The sequence below is a fragment of the Streptomyces sp. RKAG293 genome, assembly GCF_023701745.1.
Classification (GTDB): Bacteria; Actinomycetota; Actinomycetes; order Streptomycetales; family Streptomycetaceae; genus Actinacidiphila.
Genome location: NZ_JAJOZB010000001.1, coordinates 2,191,087 through 2,209,392 on the forward strand (window position 1 = coordinate 2,191,087; position 18,306 = coordinate 2,209,392).

Annotated in this window: 16 protein-coding genes and 5 tRNA genes; 9 read left to right on the top strand and 12 right to left on the bottom strand. The window is 74.2% G+C overall.

The annotated features are described in order from the left end of the window. Positions 1-16: 16 nt before the first annotated feature. Positions 17-490, bottom strand: coding sequence for a hypothetical protein (locus LNW72_RS09565; RefSeq protein ID WP_250975017.1), 474 nt, complete (start codon positions 488-490; stop codon positions 17-19). 149 nt (positions 491-639) lie between these two features. Between LNW72_RS09565 and LNW72_RS09570 the strand changes: the two genes are divergently transcribed. Next, complete coding sequence (locus LNW72_RS09570; protein ID WP_250975018.1) at positions 640-1,155, top strand: DsbA family protein; 516 nt, start codon at positions 640-642, stop codon at positions 1,153-1,155. A gap of 61 nt (positions 1,156-1,216) precedes the next feature. Here the strand turns inward: LNW72_RS09570 and LNW72_RS09575 are convergent, their stop codons facing one another. The 3 genes from LNW72_RS09575 to LNW72_RS09585 are packed head-to-tail and all read right to left on the bottom strand — an operon-like array spanning position 1,217 to position 3,979. Continuing rightward, positions 1,217-2,056: a GNAT family N-acetyltransferase gene (locus tag LNW72_RS09575; protein ID WP_250975019.1), complete on the bottom strand. Its 840-nt coding sequence runs from the start codon at positions 2,054-2,056 to the stop codon at positions 1,217-1,219. Between the two features lie 55 nt (positions 2,057-2,111). Further along, positions 2,112-2,933 (bottom strand): aminodeoxychorismate lyase, encoded by an 822-nt coding sequence (locus LNW72_RS09580; RefSeq protein WP_250975020.1) that lies wholly within the window; start codon positions 2,931-2,933, stop codon positions 2,112-2,114. After that, the gene (locus LNW72_RS09585; protein ID WP_374117192.1) at positions 2,930-3,979 is read right to left on the bottom strand and encodes a chorismate-binding protein; all 1,050 of its coding nucleotides are present in this window, start codon (positions 3,977-3,979) and stop codon (positions 2,930-2,932) included. The genes LNW72_RS09580 and LNW72_RS09585 overlap by 4 nt, the downstream gene beginning before the upstream one ends. Positions 3,980-4,166: 187 nt before the next feature. Between LNW72_RS09585 and LNW72_RS09590 the strand changes: the two genes are divergently transcribed. The 5 genes from LNW72_RS09590 to LNW72_RS09610 all read left to right on the top strand — a co-directional run bounded on the left by LNW72_RS09590 (position 4,167) and on the right by LNW72_RS09610 (position 4,649). After that, positions 4,167-4,238, top strand: a tRNA-Gly gene (locus LNW72_RS09590). 33 nt (positions 4,239-4,271) lie between these two features. Next, positions 4,272-4,342, top strand: a tRNA-Cys gene (locus tag LNW72_RS09595). Positions 4,343-4,345: 3 nt separating this feature from the next. Next, positions 4,346-4,417 (top strand) — tRNA-Val (locus LNW72_RS09600). 44 nt (positions 4,418-4,461) lie between these two features. Continuing rightward, a tRNA-Val gene (locus LNW72_RS09605) sits at positions 4,462-4,533 on the top strand. 44 nt (positions 4,534-4,577) lie between these two features. Then, positions 4,578-4,649, top strand: a tRNA-Val gene (locus LNW72_RS09610). Positions 4,650-4,741: 92 nt separating this feature from the next. Here the strand turns inward: LNW72_RS09610 and LNW72_RS09615 are convergent. From LNW72_RS09615 to LNW72_RS09630, 4 genes are all read right to left on the bottom strand, one after another. Further along, the gene (locus LNW72_RS09615) at positions 4,742-5,056 is read right to left on the bottom strand and encodes a zf-TFIIB domain-containing protein (protein ID WP_250975021.1); all 315 of its coding nucleotides are present in this window, start codon (positions 5,054-5,056) and stop codon (positions 4,742-4,744) included. Positions 5,057-5,119: 63 nt separating this feature from the next. Continuing rightward, on the bottom strand, positions 5,120-6,043 hold the full coding sequence (locus LNW72_RS09620) for an aminoglycoside phosphotransferase family protein (RefSeq protein WP_250975022.1): 924 nt from the start codon (positions 6,041-6,043) through the stop codon (positions 5,120-5,122). A gap of 171 nt (positions 6,044-6,214) precedes the next feature. Next, on the bottom strand, positions 6,215-6,418 hold the full coding sequence (locus tag LNW72_RS09625) for a hypothetical protein (RefSeq protein ID WP_250975023.1): 204 nt from the start codon (positions 6,416-6,418) through the stop codon (positions 6,215-6,217). 294 nt (positions 6,419-6,712) lie between these two features. After that, positions 6,713-6,943, bottom strand: coding sequence for a hypothetical protein (locus LNW72_RS09630; RefSeq protein WP_138352665.1), 231 nt, complete (start codon positions 6,941-6,943; stop codon positions 6,713-6,715). A gap of 201 nt (positions 6,944-7,144) precedes the next feature. Between LNW72_RS09630 and LNW72_RS09635 the strand changes: the two genes are divergently transcribed. From LNW72_RS09635 to LNW72_RS09645, 3 genes are all read left to right on the top strand, one after another. Further along, the gene (locus LNW72_RS09635; protein ID WP_138352666.1) at positions 7,145-8,308 is read left to right on the top strand and encodes a serine/threonine-protein kinase; all 1,164 of its coding nucleotides are present in this window, start codon (positions 7,145-7,147) and stop codon (positions 8,306-8,308) included. 165 nt (positions 8,309-8,473) lie between these two features. After that, a complete protein-coding gene (locus LNW72_RS09640) occupies positions 8,474-9,676 on the top strand; it encodes an acyl-CoA dehydrogenase family protein (protein WP_250975024.1) in 1,203 nt (400 codons plus the stop codon). Beyond that, entirely contained in the window at positions 9,673-10,809 is a 1,137-nt protein-coding gene (locus LNW72_RS09645) for an acyl-CoA dehydrogenase family protein (RefSeq protein WP_250975025.1), read from the top strand. The genes LNW72_RS09640 and LNW72_RS09645 overlap by 4 nt, the downstream gene beginning before the upstream one ends. A 353-nt stretch (positions 10,810-11,162) precedes the next feature. On the opposite strand, the gene LNW72_RS09650 is transcribed toward LNW72_RS09645, so the two are convergent. The 4 genes from LNW72_RS09650 to cbiE all read right to left on the bottom strand — a co-directional run bounded on the left by LNW72_RS09650 (position 11,163) and on the right by cbiE (position 18,253). Beyond that, positions 11,163-11,981 carry an RNA methyltransferase gene (locus LNW72_RS09650; RefSeq protein ID WP_250975026.1) on the bottom strand — a complete coding sequence of 273 codons (819 nt, stop codon included), beginning with the start codon at positions 11,979-11,981 and terminating at the stop codon, positions 11,163-11,165. A gap of 75 nt (positions 11,982-12,056) precedes the next feature. Continuing rightward, on the bottom strand, positions 12,057-13,289 hold the full coding sequence (gene cobA / locus LNW72_RS09655; RefSeq protein ID WP_250975027.1) for a uroporphyrinogen-III C-methyltransferase: 1,233 nt from the start codon (positions 13,287-13,289) through the stop codon (positions 12,057-12,059). A 197-nt stretch (positions 13,290-13,486) separates the two neighbouring features. Then, the gene (cobT, locus tag LNW72_RS09660; RefSeq protein ID WP_250975028.1) at positions 13,487-16,789 is read right to left on the bottom strand and encodes a nicotinate-nucleotide--dimethylbenzimidazole phosphoribosyltransferase; all 3,303 of its coding nucleotides are present in this window, start codon (positions 16,787-16,789) and stop codon (positions 13,487-13,489) included. 261 nt (positions 16,790-17,050) lie between these two features. Next, positions 17,051-18,253, bottom strand: a complete 1,203-nt coding sequence (gene cbiE / locus LNW72_RS09665; RefSeq protein ID WP_250975029.1) for a precorrin-6y C5,15-methyltransferase (decarboxylating) subunit CbiE — start codon at positions 18,251-18,253, stop codon at positions 17,051-17,053. Positions 18,254-18,306 lie beyond the last annotated feature (53 nt).

The following is an 18,306-nucleotide window of genomic DNA, read 5'->3' on the forward strand; positions in this document are numbered from 1 at the left end:
GGGGCCCTTCGGCAGGTCAGATGCCGCGGCGCTTGAGGATCTCCTCGATGTCGGAGAAATCGGACAGTCCGCCGTCGGTCGCGGCCTTGGACTTCGCCGCCGGCTTGCGGCCCGCGGACAGTGCGGGCTGGGAGGCGCCGGGGGCCACCGCCGGAGCACCCGCGGCGGCAGCGGCGGCCTTGCGCTCACGGCGGCCGCCGCCGTCACGGCCGGCGGCGAAACGCGTCACCGTGTAGAGCACCACGGACACCGCGAGGACGCCGAAGCCCAGCCATACCGTCGGCTTGAAGACCAGGTCCGCGGCCCAGCTCCCGGTGGCCGTGCCGACCTTCCGGCCCAGCGTCACCAGGCCCGTCATGTACAGGCCCACCGGCAGCAGGGCGAACGCGGCGGTGCGGACGGCCGCGAGATAACGCCGGCGGTACGCGGTCAGCATCGCGATCGCCAGGCCCGCCGCGGACAGCGCGACGCATACGGTAGCGGTCAGCATCCAGTGCTCCTGATCCTGTACTCCTGCGGCTGTATCGGGATGTTCCTGTATCCATCGTGCACCCGTCGCGAAGCCGGAGGCCACGTCCCGGGACCCGTCTCAGGGTGATCTCGGGGGAGGGCTCCTCCCCAGGTGCGAGACTGGGCCGCATGAACGACGTCACTCCCCCGGCCACCGCCCGCGCCGTCCTGGAAGTCTGGTGCGAGCTGCAGTGCCCCGACTGCCGCACCGCCCTCGACGACGTACGCGCGCTGCGCGCCCGCTACGGCGACGCGCTGGACATCCAGCTGCGGCACTTCCCGCTGGAGAAGCACCGGCACGCCCTCGCCGCCGCCCAGGCGGCCGAGGAGGCCTGGGCGCAGGGGCAGGGCTGGCCGTACACCGAGGCGGTGCTGGCCAGGACCGAGGAGCTCGGCAAGCGCGGCGAGGAGCTGCTCGTCGAGGTGGCCCGCGACCTGGGGCTGGACGCGGAGGAGGTGGACACCGCGCTGATCGACGGCCGGCATCTGCTGATCGTCGACGCCGACGAGGCCGAGGGGCGGGCGATCGGCGTCACGGGCACGCCGACGTATGTGATCGACGGGCAGCGGCTGGACGGCGGCAGGAGCCAGGAGGGACTGCGGGCCCGGATCGAGGAGATCGCGGACCGACTGCTCGCCGGATAGGTCCGGTCCGGAGTCCCCTCCCCCGGAGCAGCCGCCAGGTCGTGTCTCCCTGAAGCAGCCGCTAGAGCAGCCGCTTGAACAGATGGCGGCGCGTGGTCGCGTATCCCAGAGACTCGTACAGCCGCAGCGCGGGCGTGTTGCCGCCGAAGACGTTCAGGCCCAGGGTGCCGACCCCGGCGCCCAGGCACTCCCGCTCCGCGACGAGCATCAGGGTGCGGCCGTGCCCCTGGCCGCGGTGTTCCTCGGCCACCTCGACGGAGAAGACCCACGCCGGGACCCCCGGGTCGGCGGCGTCCCGCAGCCGTAGCCACAGGGTGCCGACGTCCCGGCCCCGGTGGACCACGGTCAGCAGCAGGGTGCCGGCGGTGCCCACGCCGGCGGGCAGGGCCGCGCCGTGATCGGCCTCGGCCCTGGCGGAGGCCTGCGCGAACGGGACGCCGCGGGCCACCATGCCGTCCACGTACGCGATCATCTTGTGTTCGTTCCAGGCGGGGTACTCCGCCTCGGTCATCGGCCGGACGGTGCTGCCCGCGGGCAGTTCGGGTGCGGGCCCTGACAGCCGCTTGACCATGCCCCGGTTGCGTTCGGTGTAGCCGAGGGTGTCGGCGAGCCGCTGCGCCAGGACGGCGTCCGCCGGAATGTCGACCGTCACCTCGTCGCACCCCCAGCCGCGGAGCACCTCCTCGGCGGCGAGCGCGGCGACCGTGGCGCGGCCGCGCCGCCGGTCCGCCTCGTGGATCTCCAGTCCGGTGATCCGGCCGGCCGTGACGCCGAACCGCGGCCCGGCGGAGAGCTCGATCCCGCCGACCGGCCTGCTGTTGACGCATACCGTGTAGCGGCGCGAACGCGCGCCGCCCGCTCCGTGCCGCTCCGGCTGATCGGGTCGCAGGGTGGTTGTCATGGCGTCACTCCCCCGTTTGGACTGGGGCCAGTTCTACCCGCTCCTCAGCGCCACGTCACGGATTCGGGTCGGCTCCGGCCCGTTCCGCGAAGACCCGCATCGCCTTGGCCGTGACCGGGCCCGGTGCTCCCGGCAGCTCCCGCCCGTCGGCCAGCCGTACCGCCTGGACGTCGCGGAGGGTGGACGTCAGGAAGATCTCCTCGGCCTCGTCGAGCGCCTCCAGCGGCAGATCCGCCTCCTGCGCCCCGCTCCACTCGGCGACCAGCTCGCGGGTGATGCCCGCGAGGCAGCCGGAGGAGAGCGGCGGGGTGAGCAGCTGCCCGCCGAGCACGACGAAGATGTTGGAGCCGGTGCCCTCGCAGAGCCGGCCGACGGTGTTGCCGAAGATCGCCTCGGAGGCGCCGTGGGCATGGGCGCGGGCGAGCGCCACGACGTTCTCGCCGTAGGAGGTGGTCTTCAGGCCGCTGAGCGCGCCCCGCTCGTTACGGGTCCACGGCACCGTGACCACGGCGGTGGTGTCCGGCCGGACGGCGGCCTCACCGAGGGCGATGATCAGGGTGGGTCCCGCGTCGCCGCGGTCGGAGCCGAGCGGGGAGAGCCCGCCGGTGTACGTGATCCTGAGCCGGCCGAGCGGCACGGGGTTGGCCGCCAGGACCGCCTCGCAGCCCCTGCGCACCTCGTCGAGGTCCGGGTCCGGGAGTCCGAGGCCGCGCGCGGACCGGGTCAGCCGGTCCAGGTGGCGGGTGGTCGCGAACGCCGCGCCGTCGACGGCCTTGAGCGTCTCGAAGACCCCGTCGCCCACGGTGATCCCGTGGTCGAGCACCGACACCGTGGCGTCAGCGGCGTCCCGCAGCGAGCCATCGACCCAGATCTTCACGGTGTGGTCCCTTCGTGTCCCGGATGTTCCCCCGACGCTACCGCCAGCAGCCGGGACGCCTTCAGCTCGGTCTCGTCCCACTCCCGCACCGGGTCGGAGCCCCAGGTGATGCCGGCTCCCGTGCCGAAGCGCAGCAGCGGTTCCGGGCCGGTGCGGTCGACCCAGAACGTCCTGATCCCCACGGCCAGTTCACCGGTGCCGCGGTCGGCGTCCACCCAGCCGACGCCCCCGCAGTAGGGGCCGCGCGGCGCCGTCTCCAGCTCCGCGATGATCCGCAGCGCACTGGACTTGGGAGCTCCGGTGACCGAGCCGGGCGGGAAGGTGGCGGCGAACAGCCCGGCCCAGCCGGTGTCCTGGCGCAGCTCGCCCCGCACGCTCGAGACGAGGTGGACCAGGCCGGGGTGCTTCTCGACCGCGCACAGCTCCGGGACGGTGACCGAGCCGGTCGCGCAGACCCGCCCCAGGTCGTTGCGGACCAGGTCCACGATCATCACGTTCTCGGCGTGGTCCTTCGGCAGCAGATCCGCCTCCGTACGTCCGGTGCCCTTTATCGGGCCGGATCCGACGAGGGACCGGTCGCGGCGCAGATAGAGCTCAGGGGACGCGGTGGCGATCTCCACACCGTGCGCCGGGAGCCGGATGGTGCCCGCGTACGGGGCCGGGTTGCCGTGGGCGAGCACCGAGCCGAGCGCGTCGATGTCGGACCGGGCGGGGTCGGGCAGCGGCGCGGACAGCACCCGGCAGAGGTTGGCCTGGTAGACGTCGCCGGCCGCGATGTACGCGCGTATGCGGCGCACACCCGCGATGTAGGCCTCCCGGTCCAGTGAGGAGGTCCACACTCCGGTGGCCGGTCCGCACCAGCCGTCCGGCGACGCCGGCGGCGCGGAACGGACGTCCCCGAAGCGCGCGCACACCACCTGTCCCTCGAAGTCCGCGGACACCGCCCAGAAGCCCGAGGAGTCGAGCGCGGCGAGGTCGCTGGTGACATCTCGCAGGTCGGAGGCGACGCGGCCGCCGAAGCGGGCCATCGGGACGAGGTCTCGCACAGTGCTTCCAGGGTCGGTCCGAAGGGGTGTGGCCGAGTCTAGAGCGGCGCCCGCCGCGGCGCCCCGCTGGTCATTCGCTGGTCAGCAGCCCGGCACGCTGCGGAAACCGGTTTTTGAGCTGGCCGTGGAATCCGCTAGAGTTCAACACGTCGCCGGGACGCGGAAGCGCCCCGGAGCTACGACACCTGCGGACGTGGCTCAGTGGTAGAGCATCACCTTGCCAAGGTGAGGGTCGCGAGTTCGAATCTCGTCGTCCGCTCGGCGTGGGGGATTTCCCGTCCCCGACGATGTTGGTGGAGTGGCCGAGAGGCGAGGCAACGGCCTGCAAAGCCGTCTACACGGGTTCAAATCCCGTCTCCACCTCACGCGCGATTAGCTCAGCGGGAGAGCGCTTCCCTGACACGGAAGAGGTCACTGGTTCAATCCCAGTATCGCGCACGCAGCACAGCACCACTTGTATCGCAGCAGTTGTAGTGGGTCCCGCGCGATTAGCTCAGCGGGAGAGCGCTTCCCTGACACGGAAGAGGTCACTGGTTCAATCCCAGTATCGCGCACGCAGCACAGCACCACTTGCATGGCAGCAGTTGTAGTGGGTCCCGCGCGATTAGCTCAGCGGGAGAGCGCTTCCCTGACACGGAAGAGGTCACTGGTTCAATCCCAGTATCGCGCACACGTCATGACCGAGGGCCGGAGCGATCATCGCTCCGGCCCTCGGTCGTTCCCGCCGCCGCTCGCCGGGCGTCCCCGGCATCCGTCCTGGGGTCAGGACGAGAAGAGCATGTGCCCGAAGCTGCGGTGCTTCTGGTGGTGGCCGCCGTGGTGACCGCCGTGGCCGCCGTGCTGCGGGGCGCCCCAGGCGGGACCCGCGGGGTACGCCTGCGGCGCCGGGTAGGCCTGCTGGGCCGGGTAGGCCTGCTGCGGCGGCGCGGCCGGCTGGTTCCACTGGCCCTCGACCCGGGCGAGCGCCTCCAGCTCGCCGTAGTCCAGGAAGATCCCCCGGCAGTTGCCGCATTGCTCGATCTGGACGCCGTTGCGATTGAACGTGTGCATCGGGCCCTGGCACTTGGGACAGTGCATCTCCGGCTCAACTCCTCGATTGCGGTGATTCGCCGCCGGAACGCCCGTCCGGCGGAGCTGGGTTCACGATACGTGGGTGATCCGGGCGCAGGCAGCGGTGAGGTCCAGCTCGACCTCGTCGAGCGGGCGCTTCTCGCGGGCGGCCCGCACCACGGCCAGCGCGGCCGACTGGACGGTCAACGCGCGGGCCGGCACGTCCAGATACGGCCAGGGGTCGCCGTCGGGCGGCACCGCCCGGCCGCCCGCGTCCCGGTAGGCGCCCAGGAAGCGCGTCCAGGCGTCCGGGTCGAGCAGGCCGGTCGCGAACCACATGGCGGGACGGGCCAGGTCCCAGGCGGGATCGCCGGTCCCCAGGTCGTCGACGTCGATGAGCTGCCAGGGACCGCCGGGGGTGGGATGCCGGACGAGCTGGCCGAGGTGCAGATCACCGTGGCAGAGGGTGTCCGCACGCGGCTGCGGTGCCTCGTCGCGGGCCCAGCCGGGCAGGCACTCCCAGGCCCGCAGCACGGTGTCCGCGGCGGCCGACCGGGCGCCGGCCGTCATGCGGGCGACGGCGCGGGCCGCCTTGGCGGGGCCGCGCATGGGCGGCAGCGGGTGCGGAAGCGCGTGCGGGGGGACGGCGTGCAGCCGGGCGAGGAGGACGGCGGCGTCCTCCCAGGGCGCGCTGCCGGGCTCCTCGCGGTCCACGGGTTCGCCCAGCGGCCAGGCGGTGACGGGGCGGCCGTGCAGCAGCGAGCCGGTGCTGGGCGCGGGCAGGGGCAGCGGGGCGAGCAGGATGCCGCGGAGCAACGGGTGCGCGGCGACGCCGAGGCGGACCGCGAGGGCCTCCCGGTCGGTGTCGCCGGCGTGCGCCTTGGCGACGAGCGCGCCGCTGCGGACCACCGTGCCGTCGGGCCGGTGGGCGAGCACCGAGGTCTCGGATATGCCGGAGATGCCCGCGGCGAGCGCGGCGAGCTCCGCCGTCAGCTCCTCCCCCACCACCGTCATACGTTCAGTCAAGCACCCTCGCGAGCCCTGACGTGCGTGATGCCCGGGTACCACCGCTGGTACCCGGGCATCACGGCCGTCCGTCGCACCCCCGTCCCCACGGGGTTTCGTACCGGTTCCCCAGCCCGGACCGCTCTTCCGGGCATGGGGCCGATGCATCGGGGCGCTGTGTCAGCGCCCCATCAGCCCGGCTACGGACGACGCTTGTGTGGCCACCGCGTCGAAGCCTCCGAAGAGCAGGGCGAGGAGCACCGCGAGTGGCAGCACCATGGCCGCTGCGACCAGCGGATGGCGCGTGCCGGACGGGCGGGTACCGAAGGCGGCGATCCTGCTGCCGCGCATGGGGCGCACCGTACGACTCACTGTGTTCGCCATGGCCCTCTCCTGAGGTGTCGGTCGTTCACGCTGGTGGTACGTCTGGTTGTCGGTCAGGCAAGCGGCGGGCGTCTGACCTCGGGGGACGAGTGCTACGCCCGCCGCTTGATTTCAAGATTAGGTGCGCGCCATGGCCTGGTCGTCATGCCGTCGTACCGCTTTCCGGGCCTCCGGGAGGATGACGCGGGCCCGCCCGGGGTACTCCCCTGGGTGGACACCGGGCCCCCGGTCCCAGGGTGATCCCTGAGGGGGCTACCCCGAGGGAGGGACCACCCGGCGGGCCGTTCGGTCGCGCTAGGCCTCGGTGTCGTCCCTAGGAATGGGCTGTTCCACCAGGGCGAGCACCCGGGTGGACATGAATCGGGCGGTGCGGACGACGGTGCCGTTGCGGGTGACTTCACTCACTTCCACCACCCCGCGGCGCACCGCGGTCTCGACCCGGCGGCCGGCCCGGGTGGCCACCACCTCATAGGTACGGGTGGTGTCCCCGGCATCCACGACTATCTCCACGCGATCACCTTTCACGGCGTCATTCCCCCTTGGCAGACGGACCGTTGATGGTGCGGGCCCGGCCGTTCCAGCCCTTCGGAGCGGCCCGTTCCCACCTCTTAAGGATCCCACCCGGCACTGACAATCCCCCGTCCGGCGCATGCGCGGCCTATCGGCGCACCGGGAGTTCAGTCCGTAAGCTGTGGACGTCCAACTGGCCAGGCAGCGGGGAAGAACATGGCGATGATGCGGCTCCGGCGCGAGGATCCGCGTGTCGTCGGCTCGTTCAGGCTGCACCGGCGGCTGGGCGCCGGCGGCATGGGTGTGGTGTACCTGGGTGCCGACAAGCGCGGCCAGCGGGTGGCACTGAAGGTGATCCGGCCGGAACTGGCGGAGGATCAGGAGTTCCGTTCGCGGTTCGCCCGTGAGGTCTCGGCCGCGCGCAGGATCCGCGGCGGCTGCACGGCGCGGCTGGTGGCGGCCGATCTGGACGCGGACCGGCCGTGGTTCGCCACCCAGTACGTGCCCGGCCCCTCGCTGCACGACAAGGTCGCCGAGGAGGGGACGCTGCAGGCGTCCGAGGTCGCCGCGATCGGTGCGGCGCTCGCCGACGGCCTGGTGGCGGTGCACGAGGCGGGGGTGGTCCACCGCGATCTGAAGCCGTCGAACATCCTGCTGTCGCCGAAGGGCCCGCGGATCATCGACTTCGGGATCGCGTGGTCGACCGGCGCGAGCACCCTGACGCATGTGGGGACGGCCGTCGGCTCCCCCGGGTTCCTCGCCCCCGAGCAGGTGCGCGGCGCGGCCGTCACCCCGGCGACCGACGTCTTCGCGTTCGGCGCGACCCTCGCGTACGCGGCGACCGCCGACTCGCCGTTCGGTCAGGGCAGTTCCGAGGTGATGCTGTACCGGGTCGTGCACGAGGAGCCGGATCTGAGCGGGGTGCCGGACGCGCTCGCGCCGCTGGTCTACGCGTGTCTCGCGAAGGATCCCGGGGACCGGCCCAGCACCGTTCAGCTGTCCGAGCGGCTGGCCGAGATCGCGGCGCGTGAGGCGCGCGGGCTCGGCGCGCCCCGGCGCGAGGCGGTGCCGAAGACGGCGGGCCCGCGCCCGGAGCGGCCCACCGGGCGGCGGGCCGAGGAGTACGCCCAGCAGCACACCGAGCGGCGGACGGCGGGCGGCACGGCGTCCTCGGCGCGGCACACCGGCCGTACGCCGGTCCCGCGGCCGCCGGGGCAGCGCACTCCCGCGCCGCGGACCCCCGCGCCCCGTACGCCCGCGGGACGCCGTCCCGGCGGGCCCGACCGGCGGCTGCTGCGCCAACGCCTCATCGTCTTCGTCATCGTGACGCTGCTGGCCGCGGCCTGTATCGCGGTCGCGCAGGGCGCCTGGCCGCGCTGACCCCGCTCCCGGAACACCCGTCCGCTCTCCCGGAGCACCGTCCGCTCTCCCGGAGCACCGTCCACCGCTCCCCCGCGGGGTCTGGCGTCGGCACCCCCACATCGACTACGTTACCAAGCGCTTGCTTAGTCACGATGAGATGGATGAGCGGGAAGGACGTGGCGTATGACGACCGAACCGGCGGGCACCCCCGACGAGGAGGGCCTGCGTCACCGCGTGCGGGCGCTGCTTGCCGCCCACGACCCCGCCGCCACCGACCGCCTCGCGTTCCTGCGGGCCCGGTTCGACGCGGGCCTGGCCTGGGTGCACTACCCCCAGGGCCTGGGCGGCCTCGGCGCCCGCCGCTCCCTGCAGGGGGTCGTGGACGCCGAGCTGGCGGCGGCCGGAGCGCCCGAGAACGATCCGCGCCGGATCGGCATCGGCCTGGGCATGGCGGCCCCGACCGTCCTCACCTTCGGCACCGACGAACAGAAGGCCCGTTTCCTGCGGCCGCTGTGGACCGGCGAGGAGGTCTGGTGCCAGCTCTTCAGCGAGCCGGGCGCCGGCTCCGACCTGGCCTCGCTCGGCACCCGCGCGGTACGTGACGGCGACGACTGGGTGGTGACGGGCCAGAAGGTCTGGACGTCCAACGCGCACAACGCGCGCTGGGCCATCCTCATCGCCCGCACCGACCCCGACCTGCCCAAGCACCGCGGGATCACCTACTTCGTCTGCGACATGACCGACCCCGGTGTCGAGGTCCGCCCGCTGCGGCAGATCACCGGCGAGGCCGAGTTCAACGAGGTCTTCCTGACCGGCGTCCGGATCCCGGACGCGCACCGCCTCGGGGCGGTCGGCGACGGCTGGCGGGTGGCGCAGACCACCCTCATGAACGAGCGGGTCGCGATCGGCGGCGCGTCCATCCCGCGCGAGGGCGGCATGATCGGCACGGTCGCCGCCACCTGGCGCGAACGGCCCGAGCTGCGCACCCCGGACCTGCACGACCGGCTGCTGCGCCTGTGGGTGGACTCCGAGGTCTCCCGGCTCACCGCGGAACGGGTCCGCCAGCAGCTCGCCGCCGGTGCGCCCGGCCCCGAGGGCTCCGGGCTGAAGCTCGCCTTCGCCCGGCTCAACCAGCAGATCAGCGGCCTGGAGGTGGAACTCCTCGGCGAGGACGGACTGCGCTACGGCGACTGGACGATGACCCGCCCGGAGACCGTCGACTTCTTCGGACGGGACGCGGGCTACCGCTATCTGCGCGCCAAGGGCAACTCGATCGAGGGCGGCACCTCCGAGATCCTGCGCAACATCGTCTCCGAGCGGGTGCTCGGCCTGCCGTCCGAGCCCCGCACCGACAAGGACGCCGCCTGGAAGGACCTTCCCCGATGAACCAGCCGTCGTCGCAGCCCGCGACCCCCGACCTGCTGTACTCCGACGTCGAGGACGATCTGCGGTCCGCCGTTCGCGGTCTGCTGGCCGACCGCTGCCCGCCCACCGCCGTGCTGGCCCGGATCGAGAGCGGCACCCCGTACGACCTGGACCTGTGGCGCACGCTGGCCGCGGAGATCGGCATCGCGGGGCTGCTCGTACCGGAAGAGCTCGGCGGCCAGGGGGCGTCCGCCCGCGAGGCCGCGGTGGTGCTGGAGGAACTCGGCGGCGCGGTCGCCCCGGTGCCGTTCCTCGGCAGCGCGGTGCTCGCCACCTCGGCGCTGCTGGCCGCGCCCGCGGCGGCGGGTCCGCTGCTGAAGCGGCTCGCCTCCGGCGAGGCCACCGCGGCACTGGCCGTACCGCTGCCCACGGCGCCCGGCGCCGCGTTCCCGGGGAGTGTTCGTGTTGCGGCCGACGGCACGCTGAGCGGCCGGATCACCAGCGTCGCCGACGCGTCGGCCGCGGACGTGCTCGTCGTGCCGGCGGTCGGCCCCGACGGGCCGGGCCTCTACGAGATCGCCGCAGACGCCGCCGGGGTCTCCATCGACGTGCCGGTCCCGCTCGACCTGACGCGGCCGATCGCCGACCTCACCCTGGACGCGGTCGCCGCCCGGCTGCTCGTCGGTCCCGACTCGGCCGCCGATGCGCTGCGCGCCGCGTTGCTCACCGGGGCCGGGCTGCTCGCCTCTGAGCAGCTGGGCATCGCCCAGTGGTGCCTCGACGAGACTGTGCGCTACCTGGGCGAGCGGCATCAGTTCGGCCGCCCCGTCGGTTCCTTCCAGTCCCTCAAGCACCGGCTGGCGGACCTCTGGCTGGAGGTCGTCTCGGCCCGCGCCGCGGCCCGAAACGCCGCCGACGCGCTGGCGTCCGGCAGTCCTGACGCTGCCGTCGCGGTGGCCGTCGCCCAGGCGCACTGCGCCACGACCGCCGTGCACGCGGCGGAGGAGTGCGTCCAGCTGCACGGCGGTATCGGCATGACGTGGGAGCACCCCGCCCACCTCTACCTCAAGCGCGCCAAGGCCGACGAGATCGCCCTGGGCACCCCGGGCCGCCACCGGGCGGCTCTCGCCGAGTTGGTGGATCTCCCGGCCTGAGCCCCGGGCGGGTGACCGGCCGTCAGTCGGTGGGGCGGCCGGGCGCCTCCGGCTGACGGGCGCCCCCGGCTCGCGGGTGGAGGTGTCATCGCGCCTGCTGCCCGGCGACGGCGGCGCACCGCCGTGGTGCAGGTCGGGGACGCGGCGGGGCACCTCCTCGGCGCTCGAAACCCGCGGGCCGTCCGCACCGTGACGGTGGTGGATTCTCGTCGCCTGCGGGGGCACCCCGCCACGTCCCCTCCGGTCCGATGGGCGTGCTCAGGCACGGGGGTGGCCGACGGCCGTCGTGGAGGCACCCCGCCCCGTCCCCTCCGGTCGGACGGGCGTTCCCGGCCGACTGTTGCGGGCGTTCCTCAGTCGGTGGGCCGGCCGGAGGCCACCGCGTAGAAGGCGACGGCCGCCGCGGCGCCGACGTTCAGGGAGTCGACGCCGTGGGCCATCGGGATGCGGACCCATTCGTCGGCGGCCACGAGAGCCTGGGTGGACAGGCCGTCGCCCTCCGCGCCGAGGAGCAGGGCGACCCGTTCCAGCCGGTGCGGGGCGGCTTCGTCGATGTCGGTGGCCTTGTCGGCCGGGGTGAGGGCGAGCAGTTTGAAGCCGGCCGCGCGCACCGTCTCCAGGTCGCGGGGCCAGCTGTCGAGGCGGGCGTAGGGCACCGAGAAGACCGCGCCCATCGAGACCTTGACGGAGCGTCGGTAGAGCGGGTCCGCGCAGTCCGGGGAGAGCAGCACGGCGTCCATGCCGAGCGCCGCGGCGCTGCGGAAGATGGCGCCGATGTTGGTGTGGTCGTTGACGGATTCCATGACGACGATGCGGCGCGCGGTCCCCAGCAGGTCGTCCGCCTCCGGCAGCGGCTTGCGGCCCATGGAGGCGAGCGCGCCGCGGTGCACGTGGTAGCCGGTGACCTGCTCGGCGAGCTCCGGGCTCACCGCGTACACCGGCGCCGGCACCTCGTCGATGACGTCGCGCATGACGTCGACCCACTTGGCCGACAGCAGCATGGACCGCATGCGGTAGCCGGCGAGCCGGGCACGCCGGATCACCTTCTCGCCCTCCGCGATGAACAGCCCTTCTGCGGGCTCGCGGCGGCGCCGCAGCTCGACGTCGGTCAGGGCCACGTAGTCGTGAAGGCGGGGGTCGTCCGGGTCGTCGATCGTGATGAGCTCAGCCACAGGCTGATACTGCCCTGTCCCGCGGCACATGCCAACGCCGGGGTGGCTACCTGGCCGGTACCCGCCGGGGGCTGACTACCCCTGGACGGTGCGGCCGACGGTGACGACGTCGCCGATGACGATGACGGCCGGCGGCCGGATCTCCGCGTCGGCGACGACCTGGGCGACGGTCGCCAGGGTGCCGTCCACGCGCCGCTGCGCCGCCATGGTGCCCTCCTGGATGACGGCGACCGGGGTGTCGGCGGAACGGCCGTGCTGGACGAGTGAGGCGGCGATGGCGCCGATCCGCTCGACGGCCATGAGCAGCACGAGGGTGCCGCGCAGCTTCGCGAGCGCCTGCCAGTCGACGAGGGAGCGCGGGTCCTCGGGGGCGACGTGGCCGCTGACGACCGTGAACTCATGGGCGACGCCCCGGTGGGTGACCGGGATGCCGGCGGCGCCGGGCACGCTGATGGAGCTGGAGATGCCGGGCACGACGGTGCAGGCGATGCCCGCCTCGGCGAGCGCCTCGGCCTCCTCCATGCCGCGCCCGAAGACGAACGGGTCGCCGCCCTTGAGCCGGACCACGGCCTTTCCTGCCCTGGCGTGCTCGATGAGCGCGTTGTTGATCGCCTCCTGGGCCATGAACCGGCCGTAGGGGATCTTCGCGGCGTCGATCACCTCGACGTGCGGCGGGAGTTCGTCCAGCAGGTCGCGGGGGCCGAGCCGGTCGGCGATCACCACGTCGGCCTCGGCGAGCAGCCGCCGGCCGCGCACCGTGATCAGGTCCGGGTCGCCGGGGCCGCCGCCGACGAGCGCCACGCCGGGGGTCCGCTCGCGGTGCCGGGGAGCGACCAGCGTGCCGTCCCGCAGCCCTTCGACGACCGCGTCACGGACGGCCGCGGAGCGGCGCGGGTCGCGCCCGGTGAGGACGGCGACGGTCACCCCTTCGCTGCGCCCGGTGGCGGGGGTCCACGCGGTGGCGGCCTCGGCGTCGTCGCTGCGCACGCACCAGACGCGGCGGGCCTCGGCCTCCGCGGACGCCGCGGCGTTGGCCGTCGTGTCGGTGGTGGCGATCAGCGCGTACCAGGCGTCCGCGAGGTCGCCGTCCTGGTACGGACGGCGTTCCCAGCGCAGTTCGCCCGCGTCGGCCATCGCCTCGACGGACGGGGTCGCCGACGGTGAGACGAGCACGATGTCGGCGCCCGCCGACACCAGTGCCGGCAGCCTGCGCTGTGCGACGGTACCGCCGCCGAGCACGACCACCCGCCGTCCGGACAGCCGCAGCCCGACGGGGTAGGCGGGAGCGTCGTTGCGGTCGTCGGCCATGGCTGTACGGCTCCTTGTGGCGAAGTTGCGGCCGCTGCTCCCTCGGAGCGGCTGTGGTGCGTGCGGGGCCGGGCCCCTGCTGCCAACCCTACGGTCGTATGCGCCCGGGCCGCAGCGCGCAAGATCACATCTGCGCGTGGCGACGCCGGGCGGGCCGCACCCGGCCCGCCCGGCGTTCACTGCCGACGTCGTGGACGTCAGCCCTTCTCGGTGACTCCCGCGGAGTCGAACGTCGCGACCTCGTGCATGACGCGCGCAGCGCTCTGCACCAGCGGCAGCGCCAGCAGTGCGCCGGTGCCCTCGCCGAGCCGCAGGTCGAGGTCGATCAGCGGCCGCAGGCCCAGCTTGGTGAGGGCCGCGACATGGCCGGGCTCGGCGCTGCGGTGGCCCGCGATGCAGGCGGCCAGCACCTCGGGGGCGATGGCGCGGGCGACCAGCGCGGCGGCGCCGGCGCTGACGCCGTCCAGGATCACCGGTGTGCGCAGCGCCGCGGCGCCGAGCAGCAGGCCGACCATGGCGGCGTGCTCCAGCCCGCCGATGGCCTCCAGTACGCCGATCGGGTCGGCCGGGTCGGGGCGGTGCAGGTCCAGCGCACGGCGGACGACGTCGATCTTGCGGGCGTGCATCTCGTCGTTGATGCCGGTGCCGCGACCGGTCACCTCGGCCGGGTCCTGGCCGGTGTAGACGGAGATGAGCGCGGCGGAGGTGGTGGTGTTGGCGATGCCCATCTCGCCGGTGAGCAGCGCCTTGTTGCCGGCGGCGACCAGGTCGCGGGCGGTCTCGATGCCGACCTCGATGGCGCGCAGCACCTCGTCACGCGTCATGGCGGGCCCGGCGGTGAAGTCCGCGGTGCCGTACCGGACCTTGCGGGGCAGCAGCCCGGGGGTGCTGGGGAGTTCGGACGCGACCCCGACGTCGATGACGCAGACCTCGGCGCCGACCTGGTTGGCGAACGCGTTGCAGACCGCTCCGCCGCCGAGGAAGTTGGCGACCATCTGGGCGGTCACCTCCTGCGGCCAGGATGTGACGCCCTGGGCGTGCACCCCGTGGTCACCGGCGAAGATCGCGACGGCCGCGGGCTCCGGAATCGGCGGCGGGCACTGCCGGGACAGGCCGCTGAGCTGCGCGGAGATGATCTCCAGCATGCCGAGCGCGCCGGCCGGCTTGGTCATCCGCTTCTGCCGCTCCCAGGCCTCACCGAGCGCCTTGGCGTCCAGCGGGCGGATGCCGCGGAGCGTCTCCTCCAGCAGGTCGTGGGGCTCCTCGCCGGGCAGGGCGCGGTTGCCGTACTCCTCGTCGTGGACCACCCAGGACAGCGGACGGCGCTGGGACCAGCCGGCCTGCATCAGCTCGGGCTCTTCCGGGAACTCGTCGACGTAGCCGACACACAGGTAGGCGACGACTTCGAGGTGTTCGGGCAGCCCCAGCTCACGGACCATCTGCCGCTCGTCGAAGAAGCTGACCCAGCCGACCCCGAGCCCTTCGGCGCGGGCGGCGAGCCACAGGTTCTCGACCGCGAGGGCGGAGGAGTACGGGGCCATCTGCGGCTGGGTGTGCCGGCCGAGGGTGTGCCGGCCGCCACGGGTCGGGTCGGCGGTGACGACGATGTTGACCGGGGTGTCGAGGATCGCCTCGATCTTCAGCTCGCGGAACTGCTTGGCGCGGGCCTTCGGCAGCGACTTGGCGTACGCGTCGCGCTGCTCGTTGGCCAGCTCGTGCATGCGCTCGCGGGTCTTGGCGGAGCGGATGACGACGAAGTCCCAGGGCTGCGAGTGGCCGACGCTGGGGGCGGTGTGGGCCGCCTCCAGGACGCGGAGCAGCACCTCGTGCGGGATGGGGTCGTCGCGGAAGCCGTTGCGGATGTCCCGGCGTTCGCGGATCACCCGGTGGACCGCGTCACGGACGGCGGGTTCGTATCCGTCGGCGGCGGGCTGCCGCACGACCGGTACGGGGGCCTCGGCGGCCGGGGCGGCGGACTCGTCCGGCTCAGCGGGGAGTTCGGCCGCGACCGGCGTACCGGGCACGGGCGGCTGCTCCGCCGGAACCGGCGCCAGGACGGCGGCGAGGTCCGGGGCGGGAGCCTCCGGCGCCGGAGCGTCCTGCGGTACGGACTGCGCCGGGGCAGCCGCCGCCGGGACGAGGATGGGCTCGGGCAGCGCGTCGGGGAGGACGTAGGGCTCCGCCGCGGGCGGTGCCGCGTCCGCCGGGTGCTGGGCGGGAGCCGCCGGAGGAGTGATCGTTTCGGCAGGGACCTCGGTGGCCTGCACCGGCGGCTGCGCCGCGGCCACGACCGGCGGCACGTGCACGTTCACGGACGGCTGCGCCGGCTCGGCGGCGGGCACCGGCTCCGGTACGACGGGGGCCACCGGGGCAACGGGTGCCACGGCTTCGACGGGCGCGACGGGCGCGACCGGTTCGGCCTGCGCCGCAGGCGCGACGGCGATCGGTGCGGCCTGGGCGGGCACCGCGTCCGGGACGGGCGTGCCCGCGTGCGGCGTTCCCGGCCCTTCCTGGGCCGGTACGACCGGCGCCGCGGCCTGCGGCTGGACCGGAGCGGGGTGCTCGGCCTGGACGGACGGCTGGGCCGGGACCGGCTGCTCCACCGCGGCCTGCGGCTGGACCGGTTCGGGCGCGGGCGCCGCCGCGAGGACCACGGGCGGGAGGTCCTGCTGCTGCGCCACCGGGGCGGCGGGTGCCGCCGACGGCCATGCGCTGCCCTGGACGGGCGAGCCCGGCTGCGCGACGGCGGCCGGCTCGGGGGCCTCGCCGTTCTGCTGCGCGGGGATGGCGGCGGAGTCGCTGTGCGGGACGTCGAGGTACTCGGGTCCCGCGGTGGCCGGGCCACCGGTCGCCCGCAGCGGGGCGGGCGTCTGGCCCTGGGCCGTGGCCGGTCCGCGGTCGGCCAGCGAGCGGACGGAGACACCGCTGGACGCCGGGTCCGGCATCGGCGGACCCATGTGCAACGGCCGCCGGGGCGGCGCGGGCTGGGTGGCCGGCTGGTCGGCGGCGAACGGCTCGGCGGCCTGCTCCGGGACCTGCTCGGCGGCCTGCTGGGCCACGGGCTCCGGTTCCTGGACGGCGGCGGGGGCCGCGGCCCCGGGCAGCTGCTGGGCGGCGGGCTGCGGCAGCCGGACCGTCCCGTAGTCGAGGGATCCGGAGTCGCGTCCCGCGGACTCGTGGGACTCGTGCCCCTCACCGTTGAGGGGAGGCACGACGACCTCGGGCTGCGGCGGAACGGGCTGGGGATCGCTCCAGGAGCCCTGCAGACTGGGCATCAGGAGCAGGTCCTCGTCGTCGTCGACCGCCGGGCCGGAAGGCTCCGACTGGTCGAGGAAGGTGTACGCGGGAGCGCCGTCGCCGCTCAGCGCGTCCGTTCCCCAGCTGGGAGCGGTCGGTTGGTGAGCGGCGCTGCCGGGCAGATCGGCGGGCGGCTGCGGAACCGCTTCCCCGACTGCGTTCTCCGGCAGTCCCTCGCCCGGGACCTGGCCGGTGTCAGTCATGCGTGCCCCTCGCCCATCGGTATCGCTCCTTCCAACGCCGCGCCGCGCACACTGTCCACCCGCCGGCCATGACGGCCGGAAGGCGGGAAATGCGGCGCGTCGGCACCGCGTGTGCTGCCCGGCGGCGACGGATGACCAACAGATCGACAACGGGTCGATCCGTCAACGCACGACGACGGCACAACGATCCGCCAGCCTACCGCGCGTGCGCCGGAGGGCGGTCCAAGGGTCCACAGTGCGGGCGGGCCGGCGGGCCCGCTGTCACCTGCGGTGGCCGCAGAGGGCGAAGGTGACGAGGCGTTCGCGTTCCGCCCAGCCGGAATCCAGTTCGACGGTCTGCAGCAGGGCGCGTTCGACGTCGTAGCCGCCCTCCTCCAGGGCCCGGCTGACCGCCTCCGCCTCGTCCCGGTTGCCCGCGCTCGCGACGATGCGCTCCGGGCGCCGGGCGGCGCACGCCGTGACGACTTCGGCGTCTCCCCCGCCGATCCGGATGACGTCCGGCTCGGGGAGGTCCTCCAGCGCCTGCGGCGCGGTGCCGTGCACGACCTGGAGCTGGACGCCGAAGCGCCGGCCGGCAGCGGTGATCCAGTCGCAGGCGTCCTCGTCCCGGTCCACCGCGATCACGGCCGCGCCGAACCGGGCGGCCTCCACGGCGAACGCCCCGTCCGCGGAGCCGATGTCCCAGACCAGGTCGCCGGTGCGGGGTCCCAGCCGGGCGAGTTGGAGCGCCCGCAGCTGGTGCGAGCCGTCGCCGCCGTACTCCGAGGACGGCAGGGCCCAGCCGCGCACCGCGCCGGGGAACCCCGGGTCGCGGCCGGCGATCCAGCCGCTGCGGCCCGCGACCGCCGGATCGGCGGAGGTGATCCCGCCGACGACCAGGACGACGTTGGGATCGCGCCAGATGTGGTCGGCGACCTTGTCCGAGGTGAGGACGCTGACCTGCTCCTGTTCGGTGCCCAGCGCCTCGCAGATGACGAAGGTGCGGTGTACGCCGTCGAGCAGCAGGGCGAGTTCGGCGGGGCCCGCGCCGGGCGCGGTCAGCACGGCGACCTTGGGGTAGGCACGGCACACGTTGACCGCGCGGCGCAGCGAGCGGCTGTGCGCGACGACGACGCGGGCGTCCTCCCACGGCATGCCGGCCAGCGCGAAGGCCCGTGCGACGGAGGAGACGCCGGGGACGACCTCGATCTCCAGGCCGTGCTCCGGATCGCGCAGGGCGCGCACGACGCCGAAGAAGCCCGGGTCGCCGTCGGCCAGTACCACCGCGGTGCCCCGGTGCTTGGCGATCCGGCGGGCGGCCAGTTCGATGCTGCCGAGCACGATCCGCTCGGCGGCCGCCGGTACGTACGGCAGGTCCAGATGACGGCGGTTCCCGGCCACCAGCGTGGCCGCGGCGAGCGCCGACAGCGCGGCGTCGGACGGCGGCGAGCCGTCCCACCCGATCACGGTGACCCGGTCGGCCATGTCGTCAGTCTCCTGGGCGTGGTCGCGGTCGGTGTCCGGGCGTGGCGCGCTCC

What these genes read in the sequence shown, in the direction of transcription:
- LNW72_RS09565 (WP_250975017.1), bottom strand. Translation starts at nt 490, where the DNA reads ATGCTGACCGCTACCGTATGCGTCGCGCTGTCCGCGGCGGGCCTGGCG.
- LNW72_RS09570 (WP_250975018.1), top strand. Translation starts at nt 640, where the DNA reads ATGAACGACGTCACTCCCCCGGCCACCGCCCGCGCCGTCCTGGAAGTC.
- LNW72_RS09575 (WP_250975019.1), bottom strand. Translation starts at nt 2,056, where the DNA reads ATGACAACCACCCTGCGACCCGATCAGCCGGAGCGGCACGGAGCGGGC.
- LNW72_RS09615 (WP_250975021.1), bottom strand. Translation starts at nt 5,056, where the DNA reads ATGCACTGTCCCAAGTGCCAGGGCCCGATGCACACGTTCAATCGCAAC.
- LNW72_RS09620 (WP_250975022.1), bottom strand. Translation starts at nt 6,043, where the DNA reads ATGACGGTGGTGGGGGAGGAGCTGACGGCGGAGCTCGCCGCGCTCGCC.
- LNW72_RS09625 (WP_250975023.1), bottom strand. Translation starts at nt 6,418, where the DNA reads ATGGCGAACACAGTGAGTCGTACGGTGCGCCCCATGCGCGGCAGCAGG.
- LNW72_RS09635 (WP_138352666.1), top strand. Translation starts at nt 7,145, where the DNA reads ATGGCGATGATGCGGCTCCGGCGCGAGGATCCGCGTGTCGTCGGCTCG.
- LNW72_RS09640 (WP_250975024.1), top strand. Translation starts at nt 8,474, where the DNA reads ATGACGACCGAACCGGCGGGCACCCCCGACGAGGAGGGCCTGCGTCAC.
- LNW72_RS09645 (WP_250975025.1), top strand. Translation starts at nt 9,673, where the DNA reads ATGAACCAGCCGTCGTCGCAGCCCGCGACCCCCGACCTGCTGTACTCC.
- cobA (WP_250975027.1), bottom strand. Translation starts at nt 13,289, where the DNA reads ATGGCCGACGACCGCAACGACGCTCCCGCCTACCCCGTCGGGCTGCGG.
- cobT (WP_250975028.1), bottom strand. Translation starts at nt 16,789, where the DNA reads ATGACTGACACCGGCCAGGTCCCGGGCGAGGGACTGCCGGAGAACGCA.
- cbiE (WP_250975029.1), bottom strand. Translation starts at nt 18,253, where the DNA reads ATGGCCGACCGGGTCACCGTGATCGGGTGGGACGGCTCGCCGCCGTCC.